The sequence below is a fragment of the Muricauda sp. MAR_2010_75 genome, from assembly GCF_000745185.1.
Lineage (GTDB): Bacteria > Bacteroidota > Bacteroidia > Flavobacteriales > Flavobacteriaceae > Flagellimonas.
Genome location: NZ_JQNJ01000001.1, coordinates 2,858,865 through 2,882,479, shown reverse-complemented (window position 1 = coordinate 2,882,479; position 23,615 = coordinate 2,858,865). Strand labels below are relative to the sequence as shown.

Below are 23,615 nucleotides of genomic sequence, written 5' to 3'. Positions count from 1 at the left end.
TTAAGATTATAGATTGCCCAATTGATATTGTATCTCAATGGCCTGTTGGTTATATTGGTTGATGAAATCCAAATGGTTTATTTTGATGTTGATGGCACTGTTGAGGATGGTGATATAGCTAATGTAGTCTATCTCACCTTCCTTGTTTGCCAGTTCGGCAGTGGTCAACTGTTCCTCTGCCAGTGGCAGTGCCGCTTCTTCATAGTACCTCAACGACTTCAACGTTTTGTCCTGGGCTTTGTACAGTTGGGAGACCAGGCTCTCGGTGGTCGCCTTTTGTGTCAAATACTGGTTTTCGGCCACCATGGCATCTGCCTTGGCCGCCCTTACCCTATTTTTTTGCGGAAGGAACCACAAAGGGATGCTGATGCCCGCCTGATAGGCATTGAACCCCGTAACATCATTATACTTGAGATTGTCATAGCTCAGGCTGAACTTTGGCAGGAACTGGGATTTTTCGACCTTTACGTTCGCTTTGCCCACTGCAGCGTTCTGAAGGTCGAATTGCAGCAACGGGTTATTGCTTATATCCAAAGTGTCCACAACCGATATTGGGTTTATGATCCCATAAGGCCCATCCATCGTATCAATGGAACCATCGATTCCCAGATATTGCTTCAATGCCCTTTTGGCAATCTCGATATCATCATAGGACTGTTGCTTTAACACCTGTATTTGTTGGTACTCCGAGGTAGCCGAAATATAGGCGAGTTTTCCGGTCTCACCGCTATCGTACCTTAATTTGGCCGCGCTTTCAAAATCGGCATAAATGCTGTCCAGCCGCTCGGCAAGCTTCAGGCGGGCCTTATTGTAGGCAATCTCATAATAGGCCTGCATCACATCCCGTACCAGCTGCTGCTCACTAAGGTCATAGAATTTCTCGCCCAGCTTGGTGCGTTCCTTATAGAACCTGGATTTTGAAAACCCGGAGAGCAGGTCAATGTTGCCCTGTTGTACCCCGAAGGTACGCAGATTTCCCTGATTCAGGCCTTGGTCTTCCCTGCCGGCATATAGAAACGTGCTGCCCAGGTCAAAACTGGTGCCCTTCAAGGCCTGTTCCCTGTCTATGAACGCTTGTCCTTCCTTTAGGGTGGGATAATTTTCCCTTGCCATTACTATAGCTTCATCTAAAGTCAAGGTTTGAGCGATGGGATTGTTTTGGGCCGATAGGTTACCAGATGATAAAAATCCTCCAACCAACAATAAAACTGGAATGATGGCTTGGCTTTTTTTGATATAACCCGTATCGTCACCATTATTTCTACGCTCCTTACGGGATTCCAACCAACTATAAAGTACCGGGACTACCACCAATGTTAAAAAGGTTGCCGTAATCAAGCCACCAATAACAACGGTTGCCAATGGTCGCTGCACTTCTGCACCACCGGAAGTAGAAATCGCCATTGGGATAAAGCCCATAATGGCCGCCGTTGCCGTAAGCAATATAGGGCGCAAGCGCTCGTGGGTTGCCTCGTAGATCCTGTCTTTTAAATTTGTCATACCACTTTCTTTTAAATCATTGAATTTGTTTATCAGTACCAGTCCGTTCAATACTGCAACACCAAAAAGCACGATAAATCCGACTCCTGCGGAAATACTGAATGGCATTCCCCGTATCCAAAGGGCAAACACGCCACCAATGGCTGCCAGGGGTACTGCCATATAAATCATTACCGACTGTGAGAACGAGCTCAAAGCAAAGTAGAGCAATATGAAAATTAGGAACAGTGCAATAGGCACTACGATCATTAATCGGTCGGTCGCCCTTTGAAGGTTCTCAAAAGAACCGCCATAGGTTATATAATACCCCGGGGGCAGTTTCAACTGGGCATCGAGCTTTTGCTGAACCTCCTCGACCATGGACTTGACATCCCTGCCCCGAACGTTTACCCCCACATAGATTCGCCGGTAGGTATTGTCCCTGGAAATCTGCATGGGCCCGGGTTTATAGCTGATGTCCGCCAATTCCTTTAGGGGCACTTGGTTACCACTGGGCAGGTCTATATACAGATTTTTAAGGTTGTTGATATCCTTTCGATAGTCCTCGGCCAGACGGATGACCACGTCAAAGCGCTTTTCGCCCTCGAATATGACACTTGCCGATTCCCCTGCGAAGGCGGCACTCACATAATCGTTGAGCTTGTCAATGGTAACCCCGTATTGCGCCATCTTTGCCCGGTTATAGACAACGGTCATCTGTGGCAGGCCACTGGTCGCTTCCGCCCGTACATCACCAGCGCCATCTACGGTTTGTATGATTGCCGCCATTTCCTGTGCCTTTTCGGCCAGAACATCCAGGTCCTCACCATAGATCTTGATGGCAACATCTTCCCGGACACCCGTCAACAGTTCATTGAAACGGAGCTCTACGGGTTGGGTAAACACGAAGTTCACCCCCGGGATAACCGAAATCTTTTCCTTTATTTTTTCTATGAGTTCTTCCTTGCTCTCCGCACTGGTCCATTTGCTCTTATCCTTTTCAAGGATGATGTAACTATCGGCAATGTCCATGGGCATGGGGTCGGTAGGGATTTCGGCCACCCCGATCCTCGAGATCATGGTCTTCACTTCGGGAAATTCATTTATCAAGTTCTGAAGTTTTTTTGAAGCTTCAATGGATTCGGTAAGGCTACTGCCCGGTTTTATCAGGGCCTGCATGGCAATATCGCCTTCATCCAGCTTTGGGATAAATTCACCACCCATAGTGCTGAATATAAATCCTGCGATTGCCAGTAAAGCAACTGCCCCTAAAACAATACCAGCCTTAAAACGCAATGCAAACGACAGCAATGGCTTATAGGCTTTGTTCAACCCTGCCATGATTTTATCACTGAACCTATCGATACTATTTTCAAATTTGGCAAACCAATGGTCCTGGTTTTTTGCAGGTTTCAGGAACAAGGCCGAAACCATAGGTACGTAGGTAAGGCATAGGATAATCGCCCCAAGTACGGCAAAACCAAAGGTAAATGCCATGGGACGGAACATTTTTCCTTCAACTCCGGTAAGGAAAAGGATTGGTGTAAATACGATAAGAATGATAAGCTGACCGAAAAAGGCAGAGTTCATCATCGTACTTCCCGATTCGTATGCCATTTCGTCCATTTCGGCCTGACCTATCGCTGCTTTTGATTTTTTCATCCGTTGATGGATATGCAATACCATACCTTCCACGATAATGACCGCACCATCCACGATAATCCCAAAATCGATGGCACCAAGGGACATTAAATTTGCCCATACGCCGAACTGTTTCATCAGGATAAATGCGAAGAGTAATGATAACGGGATTACCGAAGCGGTAATCAATCCGCCACGTAAACTCCCCAAGAGCAGTACAAGCACAAAGATCACAATCAATGAACCTTCAATCAAGTTCTTCTCTACCGTACTTGTGGTCCTGGCTATAAGTTCGGCACGGCTTAAGAACGGTTCAATATAAACGCCCTCGGGAAGCGATTTTTGTATCTCGTCAATTCGTTTTTCTACATTATTGATCACATTACTTGGGCTTTCTCCCTTTAACATCAAAATCTGACCTCCCACGGATTCGTGGCCATCTTGGGTAAACGCCCCATAACGTACCTGATTCCCATAGCCCACTTTCTGAGCGATATCACGTACCAGAACAGGTGTTCCATTTTGGGTAGTAACCACCGTATTTTCCAAATCTTCAAGGCTACTGGCCAAACCTTCGCCACGGATAAAGTTGGCCTGATGGTTTTTTTCAATATAGGCACCGCCTGTATTGGCATTGTTCACCTTAAGGGCTTCAAAAACCTGCCCCATGGTAATGCCAAAACTTTTTAGTTTGTCAGGGTTTATGGCCACTTCGTACTGCTTCACATAGCCCCCAAAAGCATTGACCTCGACCACACCGGGCACTAATGCCATTTGGCGTTTAACAATCCAATCCTGAATGGTACGAAGTTCCATTGCATCGTATTTATCTTCGTATCCTTCTTTTACCTTTAAGGTGTATTGGAATATTTCGCCCAGACCCGTAGTAATGGGTGCCATAAAAGGCGTACCAAAACCTTCGGGAATTTCCCCGGCGACTTCGGTCAATTTTTCTTGCACCAATTGCCGGGGAAGATAGGTGCCTGCTTCGTCCTTAAAAACAATGGTAACCACGGACAGCCCAAAACGAGATACCGAACGCAGCTCGATAACGTCAGGAAGGTTGGCCATTGCCAATTCTACAGGATAGGTAACAAATTGTTCAATATCCTCAGTACCTAAATTTGGGGCTACTGTAATAACCTGTACTTGGTTGTTGGTAATATCGGGGACAGAACCCAGATTTATAGTGGCCATAGACCAAATGCCCGTACCTACCAGTGCCACTATGAAGAGCCCAATAATAAACTTGTTATTAATGGAAAATGAAATGATTTTGTTAATCATAGTAAAAGTATTAATTCAGTTTAAACATCGCAATGCAATGAGATACAATGCGTTTATAATGTGATGCTTATTTTGAAAAGCATCACGTAAGGATATAGCTATCCTTAAAAAAACTGAATTATACTTTAGGTGGTTGGAAAAGCGATTCCAAATATCTGGAAGTGAAGTTTACTTTATATAAGTTAAACTGTTCTTTCCCTTCAAACTTTAATAGATTAATTAAAGCCGAATTGTTGTTCGCAATAATTAATACTAAAGGGTGGCAACATTGCTGATGGGAATGGATTGGTGTTTTCTGCTTACCAGAGTCATTATGGTGCCTTTCAGCTTTTGCTACGTTACCAAAGTAATCTTCAACTACATATTCAAGGAAAGAGTCACCATAAACTTTATGGTCTTGGTAATGGATTAGGATGCTTGAAATTTCTTTAATGGGTCCACAAAAGTCCATATCAATACTAATTCCCTGAAAAAAGAATAATAGCGACATTGATATGGAAAAAAGTGTTTTCATAAATTTCAACAAAGGTAAGAATTAATCGATGCACAGGTTGTGCAAAAACTTGAAAGCAGGGATAAAAGGTTTCATGAAGCACTAAAAACTAGTTATTCTGCAGATCCATAAATCTTTTGAGGGCGAAATAGGCTTTCCATAGGATAGGTCATATATATATATTATATCGTAAGATATCAGACATAAAATTGAGTGCCAAGAAATATATTTATAATATGATTGCCAAAAATTTCAAATTGCAAATATAACAATGATTACGTGCGACTGGGTTACAAAAGAACTTCAAAAATAGGGTAAGGTTTCAAATAGTCACTAAAATTAATAAACTGAAAAGGCTGAACAATAAGACAATAAGATTTCTAATAATATTAAAATTCTCCGTGCTTCCATCTCTCACTTTATCCATCAATGGACTACAAATCGTGTGCCTTACAAAAGTTATTACAGATTTGTTTATTTTCCCTTTGTTCTTTTTTGATGTTATTTTAAACAGAACTAGGTTTAATTCAATTCCCGCCTCGCCTTCTGATGCCCCTTCAAGGGTTATTGTTCCACTTGTAAAAGGAGGTAGACAGTCGTCCAAGTCCTTTTCGCTTGGGTAAACCGCCCTACGGATATCCTCTACAAGCAAACGTAATGGTTCGCTATTTTTCCTGAGTTCGCGAAGTCTTTCTTCTTCTGTAAACCGTCCATATTGAGCTGAAATTGGTACTGAAAAAAAGCAAAAAATGAGAAATAAGAGTGGAACGTGGCTTTCATATTCGGTAATTTTTAAATATTCAAAAAATTAGGGAAGCCAATTTTAGGGTAAGAAATACACACACCTCATTTTGAGTGGCTTTTAAAATGGGGGAGTTTTCCAATTTAGAAAATTTATTTGAGACCCCATTACAGGAAATCCACATAAAAACTGTGGTTTTCCCCTGTGTATATTTGCAAATGAATGCCCCGCATTACTTCAATCTCTTTGAAATTTTGATTATCATTGGTGAGAATAAAGTAATCACTCATTAGAATTACCTCTCGAAATCGAACTAATATCGAACTAATAAAAATATAATTAAATACAGTTAAATCAATATCAGTTATTTAATATAAAATAGACGATATACAGAACGTTTATCATACCATGAAAGAATAGACAAAAATCTAAAAACTATACTCTGCAATTTTTCCCACTACCCCTTTGTAGAAATTGTGGATTCTTTTAAAATCCGCTTGCTGATTATCGGTAGGGTGGAATGGTTCGGAAATTTTCACTTCCTTTTTTCCAAAATCAAAAGCAACCATGACAATGGGTACTTTGGCCTTTTTGGCGATATGGTAAAAACCGGTTCGTAGGTGGTCAACTTTTTTTCGGGTACCTTCTGGAGCCAAGGCAAATCGGAATATTTTTCTTTCCTTAAAAATCTGGACAACACTGTCCACAGTATTTGAATTTTTGGAACGATCTACGGGCGCTCCCCCTGTCCATCTAAAAAACCATCCGAACGGAGGTTTGAACAGACTTTTTTTTCCAATGTAGTTGATTTCTTGGTTGACCACTTTTCGGACCAACAATCCCAGAAAAAAATCAATCCAATGCGTATGAGGTACCACAATGACCACACATTGATCCAAATTGGGAAAAGTTCCGTTCAGTTTCCAGCCCAGAATTCTATAGTAAATAAACTTGGCCAGCGTGTGCATTTTTTCAAAATAAGTCGTTCCAAGTTGGAAAGATTGATTACCATTAAATTTTTTGGTAAATGGTTTGAAGTCGCTCTGGGGTCATAATGGTCTTCCATTCCTTCCCAAGGGCATTTTCCCAAAGGGCATCCAATCCCAACGCCACATTGACCATGACATCAAAATCGTTTTGGGTAAGGTTGGCACAAACCCCTTTTGGCAATTTTATATCATGCTTTTCCACCATCTTGTTAAAAAGAGCGACCCCTTCTGGATAAAACTCCTCCAAATGTTGAAAAACAATACAATTTCCAATACCATGCTTAATTCCCAATAAATAGGACAATCCATAGCTCATGGCATGGGCAATCCCCACTTGGGAATAGGCTATGCTCATGCCGCCGTGCCATGAAGCCATCATTAATTTGTCCCTGGACTCGCTAGCCGGAATATCTTTTAGAAATACATCTTTACAAAGTTCCAGGGCCTTTTCCCCATAACTTTGGCTGAAAGCATTTAAATAGGTTCCTGTAAGGGACTCAATACAGTGAATATAACAATCCATACCGGTGTAGAACCACTGTTCTTTGGGAACGGTTTTGGTCAGGTCAGGATCCAACAATACTTGATCATAGGTGGTAAAATCTGAGTTGATTCCTAGTTTTTTCTCTGGCCCCAATAAAACGGTTGTTCGGGAAACCTCTGCTCCTGTTCCACTTATGGTAGGGATTCCCACATGGTACAACGCCGGCTTATTCACTAAATCCCAGCCTTGGTAGTTTTCTGCCAGGCCATTGTTGTTCAATAATATGGATACGGCCTTGGCCAAATCCAAAAGGGTTCCCCCACCAATGCCTATTATTCCGGAAGGCAGCTCACTGTATTCTTCTTTGATCAACTTCACTAAAGCATCCACTTGGGCTGTCTTGGGTTCTTCATCTGCTGAAACAAAGATGATTTTATCATTGAACATTAATGGAATCTGGGCAACCAAATCCCTAGTCTCAAAGTAGTCATCGATCAAAAAAATAAAAGGCGCATCGGCGTTTTTACGTTTGGGCAACAAAATTTCGCCCAATTGTGAAAAACTTCCCTGCCCAAAAACTACACGGGGTACCATAGGAAAATTACGGTACACGGTCTTCTGGTGTGATTTTATTTCTTCTCTTTTCAAGTTGCTTTCGGTCTTCAATGTTTATTTAAATATTTTAAAATGTCCTTGAGGCTGTTCAGTTTTAGGTGGTCGTTCATCTGCTCAGTTTCCGTAACCATTTCATGGGCCCATGTGGTATGAAAGGGAACATGTACAGCCTTGGCACCAATTTTCAAGATAGGCAATACATCTGACTTAAGAGAATTGCCTATCATTAAAAACTCATCCACTTCTATATTTAGATGCTCCAAAAGATTACTGTAATTGCTTTCTTTTTTGTCACTGAGCACCTCTACATGATGGAAATATTTAGAAAGTCCTGACTTCTCCAATTTGCGTTCTTGGTCCAAAAGATCTCCTTTGGTGAGTACGATCAATCGGTATTTGTCCACCAGTTTGGAGAGTACTTCTTCCACACCATCCAACAGCTCCACGGGATGGGAAATCATATCCTTTCCCAATTTTAATATCTCAGAAATGGTTTCTTGAGGGATTTTATTGTTGGACAACTCCAATGCAGATTCTATCATGGACAACATAAACCCTTTTATGCCATATCCATATATTTCCAGATTGTCCATCTCTTTTTTGAACAATTCCTGATCTACCTTGTTCTTTGTTTCATACCCCTCCAACAAATCCGCGAAACGCTCTTCAGTCTCCCTAAAATAGGTCTCGTTTACCCAAAGGGTATCATCGGCATCAAAGCCGATAACTTTTATGTTGCTAAAGTCTACTTCCATGCTTTTACAGCTCGTTCCAAATCTTCCGGGGTGTCTATTTCAATTCCAGTGACGTGGGTTTCCACCATTTTTATTTTCTTCCCATACTCCAAAAACCGAATGGCCTCTATTTTTTCTTTGGCTTCCAAGGGCAACATGGGCAATCTTTGAAAATCCATCAAAGCCCTTTTTCTGAAGGCATAGATTCCTTTGTGTTTGTAATAGGTAGCGTCAACTTCCTTATCACGGGGATAAGGGATGGGGGAACGGGAAAAATAGAGGGCACAATTTTGATTGTCCACGATGACCTTTACCGTATTGGGGTTTGAGATTTCCTCCCAATCGGTTATAGGGGTCATTAATGAGGCCAAATCTATCTCTTTTTTATCGTCTTTTTTGAAAACTTCAATGATTTTCCCCAAACTTTCACCATCAATAAAAGGTTCATCGCCCTGTACATTTATAACAATGTCCACATCCATGTCCTCCACGGCTTCCGCTATACGGTCACTCCCGCTTTGGTGTTCATTTTTGCTCATGACGACATTACCTCCCATTTTAGAGATGACATCGGAAATAATTGTGCTGTCCGTTACTACGTAAACGGCATCAAACAGCCCCGTGTTAATGGCTGCTTCATAGGTTCTGACAATGACCGGTTTCCCACAAAGATCCTGCATGAGTTTTGCAGGGAATCTTGAGGCTTGGTAGCGCGCCGGGATCATGGAAATTATTCTCACTTACTATAGATTGATGGATGTTGTTATTTGGTTTTGGGGCGTAGTTTTCGGTAAATCCTAAAAATGAAAATCAAAATAATGATGACCAAAATCGCAGCAATGGGGGGCACCAAAATTGATGCGGTTGAAACAACCACAGCGGCACCTGTTTCAACAGTGGACACGATGGGGTTGGCGATTCCACCCGTTGTTGCCGTAGAAGTCAATCGTCCCGTTGCATTTGCCCCTTTAATGGCGGTAGCGGTTCCCCCACCGGCTATGATTGCCAAGGACCAAGTGACCACAGGGTCTAAATCGGCCACTGTTGATACCATAACAGCGGTACCTGCAATCCCTGCCAAGGGAATGGCAATACTGTCCAAGGCATTGTCCACCCATGGAATAAAATAGGCAAAAATCTCCATGATGGTGGCGACTCCCAATGTTATTAAAGCGGCCAAGCTCCCAATCCATTGCCAATTGTCATTGAGTTCCCAAGCACCCAAATATGCGGCCAAACTAAGGGCGAACAAGGGCAAAAAGACCCTAAACCCTACCGAAGCGGCCAAACCAATGCCTAAAAAAATACTTATAATGGTATCTGGTGTCATATTCATGGTCCTGACTAAAATAGGGTATTCCTAGTCAAGAAAAAAATCATCTTTAAAACCTATTAAGAAGAGTTGACGTTTGGCCCGGGTGACCGCGGTATACAGCCATCGTAAATAATCCTTGTCCACACCATTGGGCAAATACGGTTGTTCCACAAAGACCGTATCCCATTGCCCTCCTTGCGATTTATGGCAGGTAATGGCATAGGAAAATTTTACTTGCAACGCGTTAAAGTATTTGTTGTTCTTGACCCCGAGAAACTTTTTGTATTTGGATTTTTCATGGGCATAATCCTTCATTACTTCTTGATACAGCTTATTGCCATCTTCATAGGAAAGTGATGGAGTCTGTGCATTTATGGTATCCAATAACAGAACGGTCTCAAAAGGTTTTTGGTTGGGATAATCCACCATCTTCACCTTTACCTCAGCAAATGTAAATCCGTAGAGCTCCTTAATAGCGAACAGTTCCAATACCTCAATAATATCACCATTGGCAATAAAACCGGCTTCTGAATTGGGCTTTAACCAAAAATAGTTGTTCTTGACCACCATCATATAATCCCCAACGGCAATATCATTGTCCAAAAAGAGAATTCGTTCCCTGATATTTTGATTGTACAGGTTGGCCCTTTTGTTGGACCTAACTATAATGACGGTTTCTTCTTTGCCATTTTCACTGTAGGACGAATCAATGGCTTCCTGAATTTCGGTACCATCAATAAGTCGAACAATGTCCTTAAACGGTCCTGTTTCAAATTTAAAGCCATCAAAAAATTGGGATTGCAATTGTTCCCTGAGATTGGTGGCATTGTAGAGAATCCCGGAATCATCGCTCTGCCGCATCACCTCATCCAATTCCAAACATTCTACCTCCTTATTATAGTTCAAGGAAAGCCGATCTTCCTCCAAGGCCGGACTGATTTCGAGCTTAACTGGGGGCAACTGTGCCGTGTCCCCTATCAAAATCAGTTTACAGTTATGACCGGAATGCACATAAAACATTAGGTCGTCCAACAATGACCCGTTTTCAAAAAGTTTGGAATCTGCCGGGGTGTCGGGAATCATGGAAGCTTCATCGACTATAAAAATGGTATTCCTATGCTTGTTGGGCGCCAGAACAAACTGGACGCCTCCTCCGGCCTGTTTTTTGGGAAAATAGATTTTCTTATGAATGGTAAAGGCCTTGTTCCCCGAATAGACCGACATTACCTTGGCGGCCCTTCCCGTTGGGGCCATGAGAACGGAACTCATCCGTATTTTCCAAAGGCTGCTCACCATAGTGGCCACAATGGTGGTTTTACCAGTTCCAGCAAAGCCTTTTAAAAGGAAAATATCGTCCTTTTTCCCATTGACCACAAAATGGGCCAGTTTCTCCAAGGCCACATCCTGTTTTATAGTTGGAACGTGGGGGAATTTTTCTGTTAATATCGATAAGAAATTTAATGCTGTGGGCTTGTCCATAGGCATCTAAAGATAGCATGGTTTTTTAAAGCAAAAAGTTTCGTGATTAAAAAAAAATTGTAGATTTGTCTGTAACCACTAAATTAACTTAGAAAGACAATAGCAGATATGTTAAACTTAATCCTTATCGTAGTATTAATATGCCTTCTGACCATAGGCCTTGTATTCCTGATTGACAAGTTTTTACCTCAAAAAATAAAGCCCATCCTTGTGATCGCTTTTGCACTTTTGAGTATTTTTCTGGGCTACAAAATTTACAAATCCATCAATGCCCCCATCGAATTCAATAAGGTAAGACAAGAAAGATTTTCTGAGGTAATTGCCAAACTTAAAGATATTAGGGATGCCCAAGAAGCCTATAAAACTGTTAATGGAAAGTATGCTGACAACTTCAATAGTTTAATACAGTTCATCGATACCGGAAGTTATACCATTACAACACAAAGGGATTCCTCTTTCATGCGATATGATAGAGTATATCAAATTGAGCTTCAACAAGACACCGTTATCATAGATACCCTTGGACAGGTAAAAGTGAAGGATTCTCTATTTGGAGCCGATGATAGCTACAAAACCATGATGAACGTTCCTTACGCCCAGAATGATGAAAAGTTTGAGATGAAAGCGGACATCATTGACAAAAGTGGCTACAAAGCCCCTGTTTTTGAGGCCAAAGTAAAAAAGAACGTTGTTCTATATGATCAACCCGCAGATTTATTGGCCAGGGAAAACGCCCATCAAAGTGTAGAGGAAGTCAACGGTACTGAAATCAAAGTAGGTTCCCTTACCGATGTAAGTACAAATGGTAACTGGCCTCCCATCTATGACAGAAAAAACAACTAGGATAGTACAGTCCAAAGAAAATAACACTTTTAGAAAATTGTCCATTCAAGTCGGCTTGAATGGACTTTCTTTTTGTGTACTGGACACCATTTCCAACAAAATCCTGGCTTTCGAGAAAGTGAGCTTTAAAACACCGTCCACTCCCTATCTCATGCTCAAGGAGCTGAAAACAATCATCAACCTGAAAAATGATATTGGCAGTGATTTTTCCGAAGTAGTGGTCATCCACAAGAACAACATGTTCAGTTTGGTGCCAAAACCGCTTTTCAATACAGAAGAACTGCCCAACTATCTTAAGTTCAATGCCAAGATCATGGCAACGGATCTTATAGCCTTTGATGAAATTCCCAATCAGGAAATTGTAAATGTCTATGTGCCGTATACAAATATCAACAACTATATTTTTGATATTTTCGGTGAATTTGAGTTCAAGCACAGTGGTACCGTCTTAATCAATACATTACTGAACCAAGCAAGAATTTCTTCAGAACCGATTTGTTATGTCCAGGTTTCCGAAAAGGAAATGGAAATGATGGTGGTGACAGAGAAAAAACTCATCTTCTACAATCAGTTTGAGTTCAAGACCAAAGAGGATTTTTTGTACTATCTGCTCTTCAGCTTTGAACAGTTACAGATGGATCCCGAAAAAATTCAACTTAAGCTGTTCGGTACCATTGAGGAAAGAGACCCTATCTACAATTTGTGTCACCAATATGTAAAACAGGTTTCCGTTTTTGTTCCCCATACCTCATCCTTTCCCCTTGATGAATTGGAGAACGACGCCATTGATTTCTCTATACTGAGCGCCTTATAATGCGGATTATTTCGGGAAAATATAAGGGAAAGAGACTGACCGCCCCAAAAAAACTTCCAGTACGTCCCACTACGGACATGGCCAAGGAAGGGTTATTCAATATTCTCAACAATCGCTATTATCTGGATGAGCTTAAGGTACTGGATCTTTTTTCCGGGACGGGCAACATCAGTTTTGAGTTTGCTTCGAGGGGCACTGAAGAAATTACTGCTGTGGATAGCTATGCAGGTTGTGTACAATTTATTTCCAAAACAGCTAGAGAACTCGATTTCCAAATTACGCCCATTAAATCTGATGTCTTCAAATTTTTGAAGCGAACCACGGAAAAGTTCAACCTCATTTTTGCAGACCCCCCCTACGATTTTGACATCGCACAATTTTTAAGCATTGCCAATCTTGTTTTTCAAAATGAATTATTAAAAGAAGATGGCCTTTTGGTAATTGAGCATTCCGATCAAACTGATTTATCCGAACATCCCCATTTTGCAGAGAGCCGAAAATACGGCGGTAGTATATTCAGCTTTTTTACTATTGCTGCATAAGAAAGCTAAGACTTATTCCTTACTTTTAGGTTATACAGATGTTATACTTTTCTCATAATTATATGTTTAATCAGTAAAAAACGATATAACCTTACCAAAAATGAAAAAGGATTTTTCTCGAAGAAATTGGCTTAGAAATATGACTGCAGGTATGGCTGGGCTTTTGGTTACAGAACAACTTGTTGGTCAACCCATAAAATATTCTGAAGCCGGCAATACGTTCAATGTCAACAAAGCGCTTGTATCTCCCAAAGACCCTATAAAAATTACCAAACTGGAAATTATTCCTGTACATACCTTACGAACAATTTTTGTGAAAATGTACACTAATGTTGGTATTGTGGGTATTGGTGAAGGAACAGTTGAAGGGCGTATACCCACAACTATGGCCGCCATTAAAGAATTAGAAAAATACCTGATTGGAAAAGACCCAAGAAAACCGGCACATCATTGGCAAGCCATATACCGTCATGCATTCTACCGAGGAGGCATTGTTCTTACCAGTGCCTTATCTGCAGTTGACATAGCCATGTGGGACATTAAGGGAAAAGCACTTGGAGTTCCAGTATATGAGTTGCTTGGAGGTCCAAATAGGAACAGAGTAAGGGTATATGGGCAGGCCGGTTCTCCTGAAGGAGCACAAAAAGTGATTGACGAGGGATATACATCCATGAAAGTGGGCGTTACATACAGTCGTGGTAGACTGTCTCGTTATGTAGAGAATCCTGATTTTGTACAAGGAGTTGTGGACAATATTGCTGCTATTAGGGATGTCATTGGCCCAAAAGTGGATATGGGAATAGAATTACATGGAGACCATTCGCCACAAACTTCTATGATTTTGATTAAGGCCCTGGAAGAATTTCAACCTTGGTTTTATGAAGAACCAATACAGTTTCAAAATCTTCCCCTAATGGCAGAAATGGCCAAAAAGACCCATATTCCTTTTGCAACGGGTGAACGAATGGTTACAAAATGGCAGTTTAGAGAATTACTGACATTAGGCGCTGCTTCTATCCTTCAACCAGATATAACCCATTGTGGGGGTATTACAGAACTTAAGGCTATTTCATCTTTGGCTGAAGCTTTCTACGCAGCCATGTTGCCCCATGCTAAAGAAGGCATTGTTGGAGCTGTAGCATCTTTGCATGTTGTAGCCAGTATTCCCAACCTATTGGCACACGAATTACCTAATCTACAAGCAGCTCCAAATGATGGTGTAGAACGCAGTTCTCTTGGGAAAAGTTATATTAAAAAACCATTGGTGATGGATGATGATGGTCATATTTCCTTAGCAGGAAACATAGATGGGCCAGGTCTTGGGCTTGAATTGGATGATGATTTAGTAGAAAATGAACGTGGGGTAGAAGAATGGGAATTTCCTGAAATGTGGGACAGTTTTGATGGGTCAGTAATTGACCATTAAGACAACACCTTTAAAGTTTGAATAAAAAAAGCAGGCCATAAGCCGGATTCTGTCGAGCCTTATCATTTATCTAGACTTTTGGTTGCCCAAAAGCTCTAACCGCCTACCCTCCAGCTTGGGCGTGCAGCCCTCAAAGCGCTGGTTTACGTGACGTTTCACCGCATAGAGTTTACATGATTTCACTACAGCCGAACTGTACATCCTTTCTGTTGCACTGGTCCTCGCCTTTCGGCGGACGGGCGTTACCCGCTATGCTGCACTATGGTGTCCAGACTTTCCTCTTCAACCCCAATTGCTCAGGATTGCAGCGATAAGGTGGCCTGCTGGCGGCAAAGGTAACCTAATTGTTAATAAAAAAAGGTGATCTAGGTTGCAGACAAGTGGCTTTACACATTCCTATTTTTATATTTGTAGTAATACAATCTTTTCCCACAATTTTGGAACCTTTTGTAGTATCAGCGAGGAAGTACCGTCCCCAGACCTTCAAGGATGTCGTGGGCCAGGAGTCCATTACCAATACCCTACTGAATGCCATTGAAAACAACCATTTGGCCCAAGCCTTGTTGTTCTGTGGCCCCAGAGGGGTTGGCAAGACCACTTGTGCCCGGATTTTGGCCAAAAAAATCAACCAAGATGGAACCGAGCGGGAAGATGAGGATTTTGCCTTCAACATTTTTGAGTTGGATGCTGCTTCCAACAACTCTGTGGATGACATCCGAAGTCTTATTGACCAAGTCCGGATTCCACCACAAGTGGGCAAATACAAGGTTTATATCATTGATGAGGTTCACATGTTGTCCCAATCGGCGTTCAATGCCTTTTTAAAGACCCTGGAAGAACCTCCAAAACATGCCATTTTTATTTTGGCCACCACGGAAAAGCACAAGATTATCCCTACCATTTTATCCCGTTGTCAAATCTTTGATTTTAAGAGAATTACAGTGAAAGATGCAGCGGACTATCTTAAATATATTGCCGAGCAACAGGGGGTTGAAGCGGAAGAAAGTGCACTCCACATCATTGCCCAAAAAGCGGATGGTGCCATGCGTGATGCGCTTTCCATTTTTGACCGTGTCGTAAGCTTTTCAGGAAAACAGTTGACCCGAAAAGCCGTAACGGACAACCTCAATGTGCTGGATTACGACACCTACTTTACAGCAACAGATCTTATCTTGGAGAACAAAATTCCTGAATTGTTGGTACTTTTCAACAAAACCTTGTCCCTTGGTTTTGATGGACACCATTTTATCACAGGATTGGCATCACATTTTAGGGATTTAATGGTTTGCCAACATCCAGATACCCTACCCCTTTTGGAAGTGGGTGAAGATGTACAACAGCACTATCAAGAGCAGGCCAAAAAAGCATCAAAAGAGTTTTTGTTGAAATCCATTGATATGGCCAATAATTGCGATCTTCAATACAAATCGAGCAAAAATCAGCGGTTACTGGTGGAACTCACCTTAATGAAATTGGCATCCATCACTTTTGATGGAGAAAAAAAAAACGCTAGTTTCTTAATCCCTGCTTCCTATTTTACTTCCACTGCACCCAAAAATGGAACTGTAGCTCCCAAGACTAATGGCACAGCTTCAAAACAGCTTGAAGAAGATAACAAGGAAGAGGTTGTTCAAGTCGCTGAACCAGAAGAAGCTGTAGTTCAAGAACCCAAAGAAAGCTATCAACCTGCCAAAAAGATCCAGATAAAGACTCCAGAAAAACGGGTTTCTGGGCTATCACTTTCCAGTATCAAGGCCAAAAAGGCGCATGAACAGACAAAGACACCGGATGTTCCCCATGAAGAGCTGCCCAGCGAACCATTTTCAGAGGCCGACATGCAACAACATTGGGATGATTTTGTCCATATTCTTGAAAATAAAGGACGAAAAATCCTGGCCAGTAATCTCCAGACCGATGTGCCCAAACTAAAAAACGAGAACACCATTTGGATTGAGCTGCCCAACGGCACCATGAAAAAAGAAGTTGAACGGGAACAAAGTTTGATATTGGATCATCTCAAACAAAATCTGAACAATTATTCCATTACACTGCACATTACCGTAAATGAGGAGGTGGCCAAGAAATTTGCCTTTACCCCTCAGGAGAAATATGAAAAACTAAAGGAAAAAAATCCGGCCATAGACCTCTTGCGCAAAGAGTTTGATTTAGATTTCTAAACTGCTTGTCGCAATACTCCTATCTTTGCACTGGAAAATTCAAAAAAAGCATACATGTTAGGGCTTAAGTTACCAACAGACCCCAGATGGGTGAACATTGTTGAAAAAAATATTGAAGAAATCCTTACCGATCACGCCTATTGTGAACAAAAAGCGGCCAGTACAGCCATATCCTTGATTATAGGTTTTCCAGAAAAATCGGAATTGGTCAAGGAAATGACCGCTTTGGCCCGGGAGGAAATGGGGCATTTTAACATGGTCCACGACAAAATTTTGAAACGTGGTTGGGTTTTGGGTCGCGAGCGCAAAGATGAATATGTTTTGGAGCTGATGAAATTCTTTCCAAAAGGCGGGAGCCGTGAAACCCATTTGGTACACAAACTGCTGTATGCTGCCCTCATTGAGGCCCGCAGTTGCGAGCGATTCCGATTACTTTCCGAAGAAATTCAGGATGAGGAACTTTCTGAGTTTTACCGCAACCTTATGGCCAGCGAGGCCAACCATTATACCATGTTCTTAAAGTTTGCCCGTAAATATGGGAATAACGCAGAGGTAGATAAAAAATGGCAAGACCTCTTGGAATATGAAGCCCAATTAATGAAAGACTTGGGCAAAAAAGAGACCATGCACGGTTAATTCACCGATAGTACAAGGTCTTGATCATTCCATCGGCCAAACCGATTTTGGGTACATGAATTTTCTTAGCCTTACTCCATTTGGCAGCATTGAGGAAAATTTTGGTGGCCGGTATAATTACATCGGCCCTATCTTGGTTCAATCCCAATTCTGATATGCGATCTTCATAGTCCATACTGTTCAAAAAGTGGTATTGGGCATTCAGCCAAATGTAGGATAAGGGCTGCCCTATTTTTCTTCCGGACATTTTATGGAGTTTGTTGATGTTTCCGCCTGACCCAATAATTTCAACCTTGTTCTCCACGTTCATATTGGAAGTGATCCACAGCTTTATTTCATCCCAAACCGTATCCTTCACCAAATCATTGAGAATGCGAACGGTTCCAATTTCAAATGAGCGGGACATAACTGGATTTCCTTTGTCGAAAATGGTGAATTCCGTACTTCCGCCCCCAACATCAACATAGAGATAGAATCGATCACTCTTAATAAGATCCTTCAAGTCCGTGGAAGCAATAATGGAAGCTTCTTGTTTTCCATCTATTATCTGGATTTGCACCCCGGACTCCTTTTGGACCTTCTCAATGACTTCTTGTCCATTTTTGGCTTCACGCAGGGCCGAGGTGGCACAGGCCATATATTTTTCCACACCATAGACCTGCATCAACAAATCAAAGGATTGCATGGTCTTGATCAGGCGCTTTAAATTCCTTTCTGAAATTTCCCCTCTCAAAAACGAATCCTCGCCCAAACGAACGGGTACCCGAACCAGTTCACTTTTTTTGAATACGGTAGGTTTTTCTTCGTGTTCGATAACGTTGTTGATCAACAACCTAATGGCGTTAGATCCAATATCAATAGCGGCAAATTTTCGTATGATCAAGTTAGGGAGGTATTAGGATTCCAGCTTTTTTTGATAATAGTAGTACATCTCAAATTGGGACCGTAGCTCGGGTTCATCCTCACCTCTTTTTCTGTAGGCATTGTCCTGTTTGTCCGAAAAAACTCGGGCTTTAAGGTTATCCCCCCATGAAATATCAAAGGTATCCAATAATTCTTGCCGAATATCGGGGTCGTATATGGGACAGCCCACCTCTACCCTAAAATCAAGATTCCGGGTCATCCAATCTGCCGATGAAATGTAGATTTTTGGGTCACCCCCATTTCCAAAAATAAATAAGCGGGGATGCTCCAAGAATTTATCCACAACACTTATGGCCTCAATATTTTCGCTCATGCCTTCAACTCCAGGGATAAGACAGCATATACCCCTAATGATCATCTGAATTTTAACCCCTGCTCTACTTGCTTCATACAATTTGTCCACCATCTTGTATGAGGTAAGGCTGTTCATTTTTATTTTGATATACGCTTCCCTACCGGCTTTGGCATTTGCTATCTCTTTGTCAATCAACTTTATAAAGGTGGATTTGGTGTAGTGGGGCGATACAATAAGATGCTTGTATTTGTTGATTTTGTAATTGGTCTCAAAAAAGGAAAATACTTTGCTCATATCCTTTAAAATGCCTTCGTGAGCCGTAAACAGGGTATAATCCGTATAAATTTTGGCCGTGGACTCATTAAAGTTTCCTGTACTTATAAAACCATAGCGTTTCATGCCTTCGGCTTCCTCCCGTTCGATCATACAGATTTTACTGTGTACTTTTAATCCCGGAACACCAAAAATCAATCGGATGCCCTCTGCTTGCAACTGGTTGGCATATTCAATATTGTTCTGTTCATCAAAACGAGCTTGTAACTCAATTTGTACCGTAACCTGTTTTCCATTTTTTACCGCATTGATCAATGCTGAGACAATCTGACTGTCACTGGCCAATCGATACACTGTTATTTGTATGGTGCGTACCTTGGGGTCCAAAGCAGCTTCCCGTAAAAATTTGGTCACATAACTGAATGTATGGTAAGGCGCATAGATCATATAGTCCTTATGGGCAATCATCTCCAAAAGACTCCCTTTCATGCTGAGCCCCTTTACGGGCAAGGGCTCTATTTTTTCATACATAAGGTCATATCGTCCCAAACTGGGAAAGCCCATGTAATCCCTTCGGTTGTGATAACGTCCTCCGGGAATAACGCTATCCGTACCCATAATGTCCATTTTCTCTTTGAGGAATTGGAGCGTGTCCTTGTCAATTTTTTTGTCGTACACAAAACGGACGGGGTCACTGATTTTTCGGTGCTCCACACTGGATGATATTTTTTCAATGAAGCTCTTGCTAAGATCGTTATCTATGTCGAGTTCCGCATCTCGGGTAATCTTGATCATATGTGCAGTTATGGACTCAAACTCAAACATGGTAAAGACATTGTCCAGACAAAAACGAATCAAATCATCCAAAATAATAATGTAATTCTTGTCCCCTTCTTTGGGCAACACCACAAAACGATCTATCCCTTTAGGGATTTCTATTAAGGCATACCGGTTGTGCTTGCCGTTCCCAGAACCGTTCTTCATTACGATTTTCACCGCCAGATAGGCCGCCGTATCCTTTAACAAGGGGAACTCGGTAAGATCGTTCAAGATGATGGTCATCAACTCTTGGTTGACCTTGCTGAAGAAATAATCCCGTATAAACTCAGCCTGACTTTCACTGACCTGCTTTTCGTTGATGATAAAAATGTTCTCTGCACTTAGCTCCTTTTCAATACCCGTAAAAATTTCAAGGCTCCGGGCTTGTTGTGCAATTACAATCTTGGTGATTTCTTCCAGAAGGTCATTGGCCCGTTCTCCTCCCAAGACACTTTTACCTGTTTTTCCGGCATCCACAATACGCTTTACCGTGGCATATCGCACCTTAAAAAATTCATCCAGGTTGTTACTGAAGATTCCCAGAAACCGCAGGCGATCAATCAGTGGAACATTGGGGTCATCACACTCCTGTAAAACCCGTGCATTGAAATGTAACCAGCTGATTTCCCTGTTTATATACTCGTTCTTCGTTTTGACCATTTATTGTTTTAAGTCTTTAGGAAAGATTGTTTTTTTTGTGGTTCCCTTTGAAATTTTGGACCAGTCATCCACACTGAATGTGATATGGACCAGCCCTGCCGTGGGAAGGTTCTCAATATACTGATCTCCCCAAGCATTTGCAAGCGATGTAAAGGCATAATTATGACCGAAAATCGCCACGGTATCCCATTCATTGTCCAATTGCCTTACAAAAGCTGAAACACTGTCCCCAGAAAAGTCATAAAGGTGTTTGTCTACCTTGAAATTGGCAAGGTCAAATCCAATACCCCTTAAAAAAATCATACTTGTGTGCAAAGCACGGTTTGCCGGACTGGAAAATGCAAAATCTATGTTGGGAACGGAATCGCTAAATGATTTTGCCACCAAATGGGCATCCGTAATTCCCCTTTCCTTAAGTGGTCTATCCTTGTCCGACACTTCATAATCCCACGAGGATTTTCCGTGTCGCATCAATATAAGCTGTTTCATTTGTTGCGTTGAGTTTAAGGTGCCAAACGTTCTATTTTCCAGTCATAATCCTCTTGAAGGGTATATCTAATCCGATCATGCAATCTGTTGGGGCGTCCTTGCCAAAATTCCATAGAAATGGGTCGAACCAGATAGCCGCCCCAATGCTCAGGCCTTTCAATGGATTTGCCTTCATATTGCTTTTCCAAAGCTTCCAGTTCTTTCTCCAAAACTTCCCGCGATCCTATTACCTCACTTTGATTGGAAACCACAGCACCCAATTGGCTGCCCACAGGTCGGGATTCAAAGTACCCATCCGAGAGATTCTCCGGAACTTTCTCGGCGGTGCCTTTAATAATCACCTGTCGTTCCATGTTGGGCCAAAAAAAAGAGAGACAAACCGCAGGGTTTTGGGCAATGGCCTTTCCCTTTTCACTATTGTAGTTGGTATAAAAAATAAACCCTTCGTGGGTGTACTTTTTAAGCAAGACCACCCGATTCTTCGGAAAACCATCCAGACCAATGGTTGAAATGGTCATGGCATTGGTTTCATCAACCCCATCGGTTGCTTCTACCTCATAAAACCATTTTTGAAATTGCTCAAGTGGGTTTTCTTTGATGGAATCTTCCGTCAAGCTACTTTTTTCGTAGGATTTTCTATAGTTGCCCAAGTTTTTTTGCATGATGTGAATTTCGGTAAAATTCAAATGGCAGCAAAAGATAGCTTGGGAAAAAGAGTGCTTTTATGGTAATAAATGGGATGAAGAAAAGTTGATGGTCAATCCACTCTGTTATATTCCAATTGGGAGAGGATAGGAGCATCCGCAGGGTATGAGATGTATTCAAGATGGAGAACATCGTCTTCTATCCAGAATTTACTTTTTAGAAATCCTGAAGATGATGTTCGAAAAATTACGCTATCCGTTTCAACTTCAAAAGTCCCATGTATTTCTGAAGAACCCGTAAGCTCCGTAATAGGCTTGCCGTTGTATCCGAATGATTCAAACTCAAATTCATAGGTAAAATCACTTTTAAATGTATAGGTTGAGATGGTTAAACCATCACCTTGGTTGTGTGTTTTGCTCCAACTTCCAATTAAATCAGAAGCATTGGTTTCTTCAATACCATCATCTTTGTGATTGCAGGAAGTGGCCAAAAACAGTAGCAGAAACAGACTTTTAACGAAGATTTTTTCCATGGGTAGCAGCTTTTAACTTATGATACAACAGCTGCCCAATGGTTGCATCAGATTTCAAAGATTTTACCGTCGTCCGCCAATTCAACATTGGAAAATACTTGGTGAGCCTCATCCCTGAAAAGCTCCAAAGATTTGTACCGTGTGGAATAATGACCTAATATCAACGTGCCCACATTAGCCTTGTGTGCAATTTGGGCCGCTTGTTTGGCTGTAGAATGTTTGGTTTTTTCACAAAGATGTTTCTCGGTCTCCAAAAAAGTGGATTCATGATACAATGTATCCACATTTTTTATGATGGGTACAATGGACTCTTTATAGACCGTATCACTGCAAAAAGCATAACTTTTGGGTTTTGGCGGAGGCAAAGTGATTTGTTTATTGGGAATAACTGTTCCATTTTTGGATACACCATCTGCCCCATTTTTGATATTGTTGAATTGGCTCCTATCGATTTCAAGTTTTCTGGCCATTTCAATATCCAGTGTCCGTGGAGCAGGCTTTTCCAAAAACAAAAAACCATTGGCATATACCCTATGATCTAAGGGAATTGTATGTACACTGACTTTATCATCCTCGAACAACAATTCAGATTCCTTGGACTCCAATTCATGAAAAACAAGGGGGTAATTGGTCCAGCTGTCTCCTAGTTTTAGAAGAAGCGTAATGGCTTCCTTGATGCCCTTTGGACCATAAATATGCAATTCGGTTTCCCTCCCCAAAAGTCGGAATGTGGAAACTAGTCCGGGCAATCCAAAAAAGTGGTCGCCGTGCAAATGGGAAATAAATATGTGCTTTATTCTGGAAAACTTGATTTTATATTTTCTCAACTGCACTTGGGTACCTTCGCCACAGTCAATCAAAAAAAGATGATTTTTGGTTTCAAGTACCTGAGAGGTGGGATTGGTAAAAGTTCGTGGTGTTGCCGAGTAACAACCCAGAATGGTCAATTTCATATCCCCAAATCACGTTCTATTTCTTCCATCTCGATAATATCCTTGGCTTCTTGAATGGTGGGCACCACACTGATTTCATCTGGAACTTCATCATAAGAAACTTTATCAGTAACCAAAACAAAGGATTGCCCTGAAGCTTTATGGGTATTTGAAATGTCCAAAAACTCCAAAATGTCGGCCTCCGTAAGCTTTTTGAAAGAAAAGAGATTAATAATAATATTATCGTGCTTGATTTTGGGATAGGCGTTGTTCAAATTTTCCATAAAGGTGGAAAGCGAAGTCTTCTCCTGAAAAACGATAGTAGTTGTGCCTTCTTTGTCGAAAATCAT

22 protein-coding genes and 1 other RNA gene are annotated in these 23,615 nt (G+C 41.5%); 6 read left to right on the top strand and 17 right to left on the bottom strand.

Features of this window, described 5'->3' with window-relative positions; all coding sequences use genetic code 11:
• Nucleotides 1-6: 6 nt before the first annotated feature.
• The 9 genes from FG28_RS12985 to FG28_RS12945 form a co-directional block, all read right to left on the bottom strand.
• Nucleotides 7-4,407: a CusA/CzcA family heavy metal efflux RND transporter gene (locus FG28_RS12985; RefSeq protein WP_036383459.1), complete on the bottom strand. Its 4,401-nt coding sequence runs from the start codon at nt 4,405-4,407 to the stop codon at nt 7-9.
• A 118-nt stretch (nt 4,408-4,525) separates the two neighbouring features.
• The gene (locus FG28_RS12980; RefSeq protein ID WP_225604828.1) at nt 4,526-4,921 is read right to left on the bottom strand and encodes a hypothetical protein; all 396 of its coding nucleotides are present in this window, start codon (nt 4,919-4,921) and stop codon (nt 4,526-4,528) included.
• Between the two features lie 301 nt (nt 4,922-5,222).
• Entirely contained in the window at nt 5,223-5,552 is a 330-nt protein-coding gene (locus FG28_RS20970) for a hypothetical protein (protein WP_036383457.1), read from the bottom strand.
• Between the two features lie 518 nt (nt 5,553-6,070).
• Nucleotides 6,071-6,610, bottom strand: coding sequence for a 1-acyl-sn-glycerol-3-phosphate acyltransferase (locus tag FG28_RS12970; protein ID WP_036383456.1), 540 nt, complete (start codon nt 6,608-6,610; stop codon nt 6,071-6,073).
• Between the two features lie 43 nt (nt 6,611-6,653).
• Nucleotides 6,654-7,709, bottom strand: a complete 1,056-nt coding sequence (locus FG28_RS12965) for an iron-containing alcohol dehydrogenase family protein (protein WP_036386564.1) — start codon at nt 7,707-7,709, stop codon at nt 6,654-6,656.
• A 68-nt stretch (nt 7,710-7,777) separates the two neighbouring features.
• A complete protein-coding gene (locus FG28_RS12960) occupies nt 7,778-8,485 on the bottom strand; it encodes an HAD family hydrolase (RefSeq protein ID WP_036383455.1) in 708 nt (235 codons plus the stop codon).
• Entirely contained in the window at nt 8,476-9,189 is a 714-nt protein-coding gene (gene kdsB / locus FG28_RS12955; RefSeq protein WP_197062657.1) for a 3-deoxy-manno-octulosonate cytidylyltransferase, read from the bottom strand. Before kdsB ends, FG28_RS12960 begins: the two co-directional genes overlap by 10 nt.
• A 38-nt stretch (nt 9,190-9,227) precedes the next feature.
• Nucleotides 9,228-9,794, bottom strand: a complete 567-nt coding sequence (locus tag FG28_RS12950; protein ID WP_036386562.1) for a DUF4126 domain-containing protein — start codon at nt 9,792-9,794, stop codon at nt 9,228-9,230.
• A 30-nt stretch (nt 9,795-9,824) separates the two neighbouring features.
• The gene (locus tag FG28_RS12945) at nt 9,825-11,258 is read right to left on the bottom strand and encodes an ATP-dependent RecD-like DNA helicase (protein WP_036386560.1); all 1,434 of its coding nucleotides are present in this window, start codon (nt 11,256-11,258) and stop codon (nt 9,825-9,827) included.
• 195 nt (nt 11,259-11,453) lie between these two features.
• Here FG28_RS12945 and FG28_RS12940 point away from each other — a divergent pair, with 195 nt between their 5' ends.
• The 4 genes from FG28_RS12940 to dgoD all read left to right on the top strand — a co-directional run bounded on the left by FG28_RS12940 (nt 11,454) and on the right by dgoD (nt 14,883).
• Nucleotides 11,454-12,101: a hypothetical protein gene (locus FG28_RS12940; protein ID WP_036386557.1), complete on the top strand. Its 648-nt coding sequence runs from the start codon at nt 11,454-11,456 to the stop codon at nt 12,099-12,101.
• A complete protein-coding gene (locus FG28_RS12935) occupies nt 12,082-12,915 on the top strand; it encodes a DUF3822 family protein (RefSeq protein WP_036383453.1) in 834 nt (277 codons plus the stop codon). Before FG28_RS12940 ends, FG28_RS12935 begins: the two co-directional genes overlap by 20 nt.
• Entirely contained in the window at nt 12,915-13,457 is a 543-nt protein-coding gene (locus tag FG28_RS12930; protein ID WP_036383452.1) for an RsmD family RNA methyltransferase, read from the top strand. The genes FG28_RS12935 and FG28_RS12930 overlap by 1 nt, the downstream gene beginning before the upstream one ends.
• Nucleotides 13,458-13,557: 100 nt before the next feature.
• Nucleotides 13,558-14,883, top strand: coding sequence for a galactonate dehydratase (gene dgoD / locus FG28_RS12925; protein ID WP_197062597.1), 1,326 nt, complete (start codon nt 13,558-13,560; stop codon nt 14,881-14,883).
• A 23-nt stretch (nt 14,884-14,906) separates the two neighbouring features.
• On the opposite strand, the gene rnpB is transcribed toward dgoD, so the two are convergent.
• Nucleotides 14,907-15,210: RNase P RNA component class A (rnpB, locus tag FG28_RS20345), an RNA gene on the bottom strand.
• A 110-nt stretch (nt 15,211-15,320) separates the two neighbouring features.
• Between rnpB and FG28_RS12920 the strand changes: the two genes are divergently transcribed.
• Both FG28_RS12920 and FG28_RS12915 read left to right on the top strand, forming a co-directional pair.
• Nucleotides 15,321-17,060: a DNA polymerase III subunit gamma/tau gene (locus FG28_RS12920; protein ID WP_036383451.1), complete on the top strand. Its 1,740-nt coding sequence runs from the start codon at nt 15,321-15,323 to the stop codon at nt 17,058-17,060.
• Nucleotides 17,061-17,114: 54 nt separating this feature from the next.
• Nucleotides 17,115-17,696 (top strand): tRNA-(ms[2]io[6]A)-hydroxylase, encoded by a 582-nt coding sequence (locus FG28_RS12915; protein ID WP_036383450.1) that lies wholly within the window; start codon nt 17,115-17,117, stop codon nt 17,694-17,696.
• Nucleotide 17,697: 1 nt separating this feature from the next.
• Here FG28_RS12915 and FG28_RS12910 read toward each other — a convergent pair whose 3' ends face one another.
• The 7 genes from FG28_RS12910 to FG28_RS12880 form a co-directional block, all read right to left on the bottom strand.
• Entirely contained in the window at nt 17,698-18,579 is an 882-nt protein-coding gene (locus FG28_RS12910; RefSeq protein ID WP_036383449.1) for a Ppx/GppA phosphatase family protein, read from the bottom strand.
• 12 nt (nt 18,580-18,591) lie between these two features.
• A complete protein-coding gene (gene ppk1 / locus FG28_RS12905; RefSeq protein ID WP_036383447.1) occupies nt 18,592-20,667 on the bottom strand; it encodes a polyphosphate kinase 1 in 2,076 nt (691 codons plus the stop codon).
• Nucleotides 20,668-21,156, bottom strand: a complete 489-nt coding sequence (locus FG28_RS12900) for a histidine phosphatase family protein (protein ID WP_036383445.1) — start codon at nt 21,154-21,156, stop codon at nt 20,668-20,670. It abuts the gene before it with no gap.
• A gap of 14 nt (nt 21,157-21,170) precedes the next feature.
• On the bottom strand, nt 21,171-21,818 hold the full coding sequence (gene pdxH, locus FG28_RS12895; RefSeq protein ID WP_036383443.1) for a pyridoxamine 5'-phosphate oxidase: 648 nt from the start codon (nt 21,816-21,818) through the stop codon (nt 21,171-21,173).
• Between the two features lie 95 nt (nt 21,819-21,913).
• The gene (locus tag FG28_RS12890) at nt 21,914-22,333 is read right to left on the bottom strand and encodes a hypothetical protein (RefSeq protein ID WP_036383441.1); all 420 of its coding nucleotides are present in this window, start codon (nt 22,331-22,333) and stop codon (nt 21,914-21,916) included.
• Between the two features lie 47 nt (nt 22,334-22,380).
• On the bottom strand, nt 22,381-23,286 hold the full coding sequence (locus FG28_RS12885; RefSeq protein ID WP_036383439.1) for a ribonuclease Z: 906 nt from the start codon (nt 23,284-23,286) through the stop codon (nt 22,381-22,383).
• On the bottom strand, nt 23,283-23,615 hold the full coding sequence (locus FG28_RS12880) for a hypothetical protein (protein ID WP_036383437.1): 333 nt from the start codon (nt 23,613-23,615) through the stop codon (nt 23,283-23,285). Before FG28_RS12880 ends, FG28_RS12885 begins: the two co-directional genes overlap by 4 nt.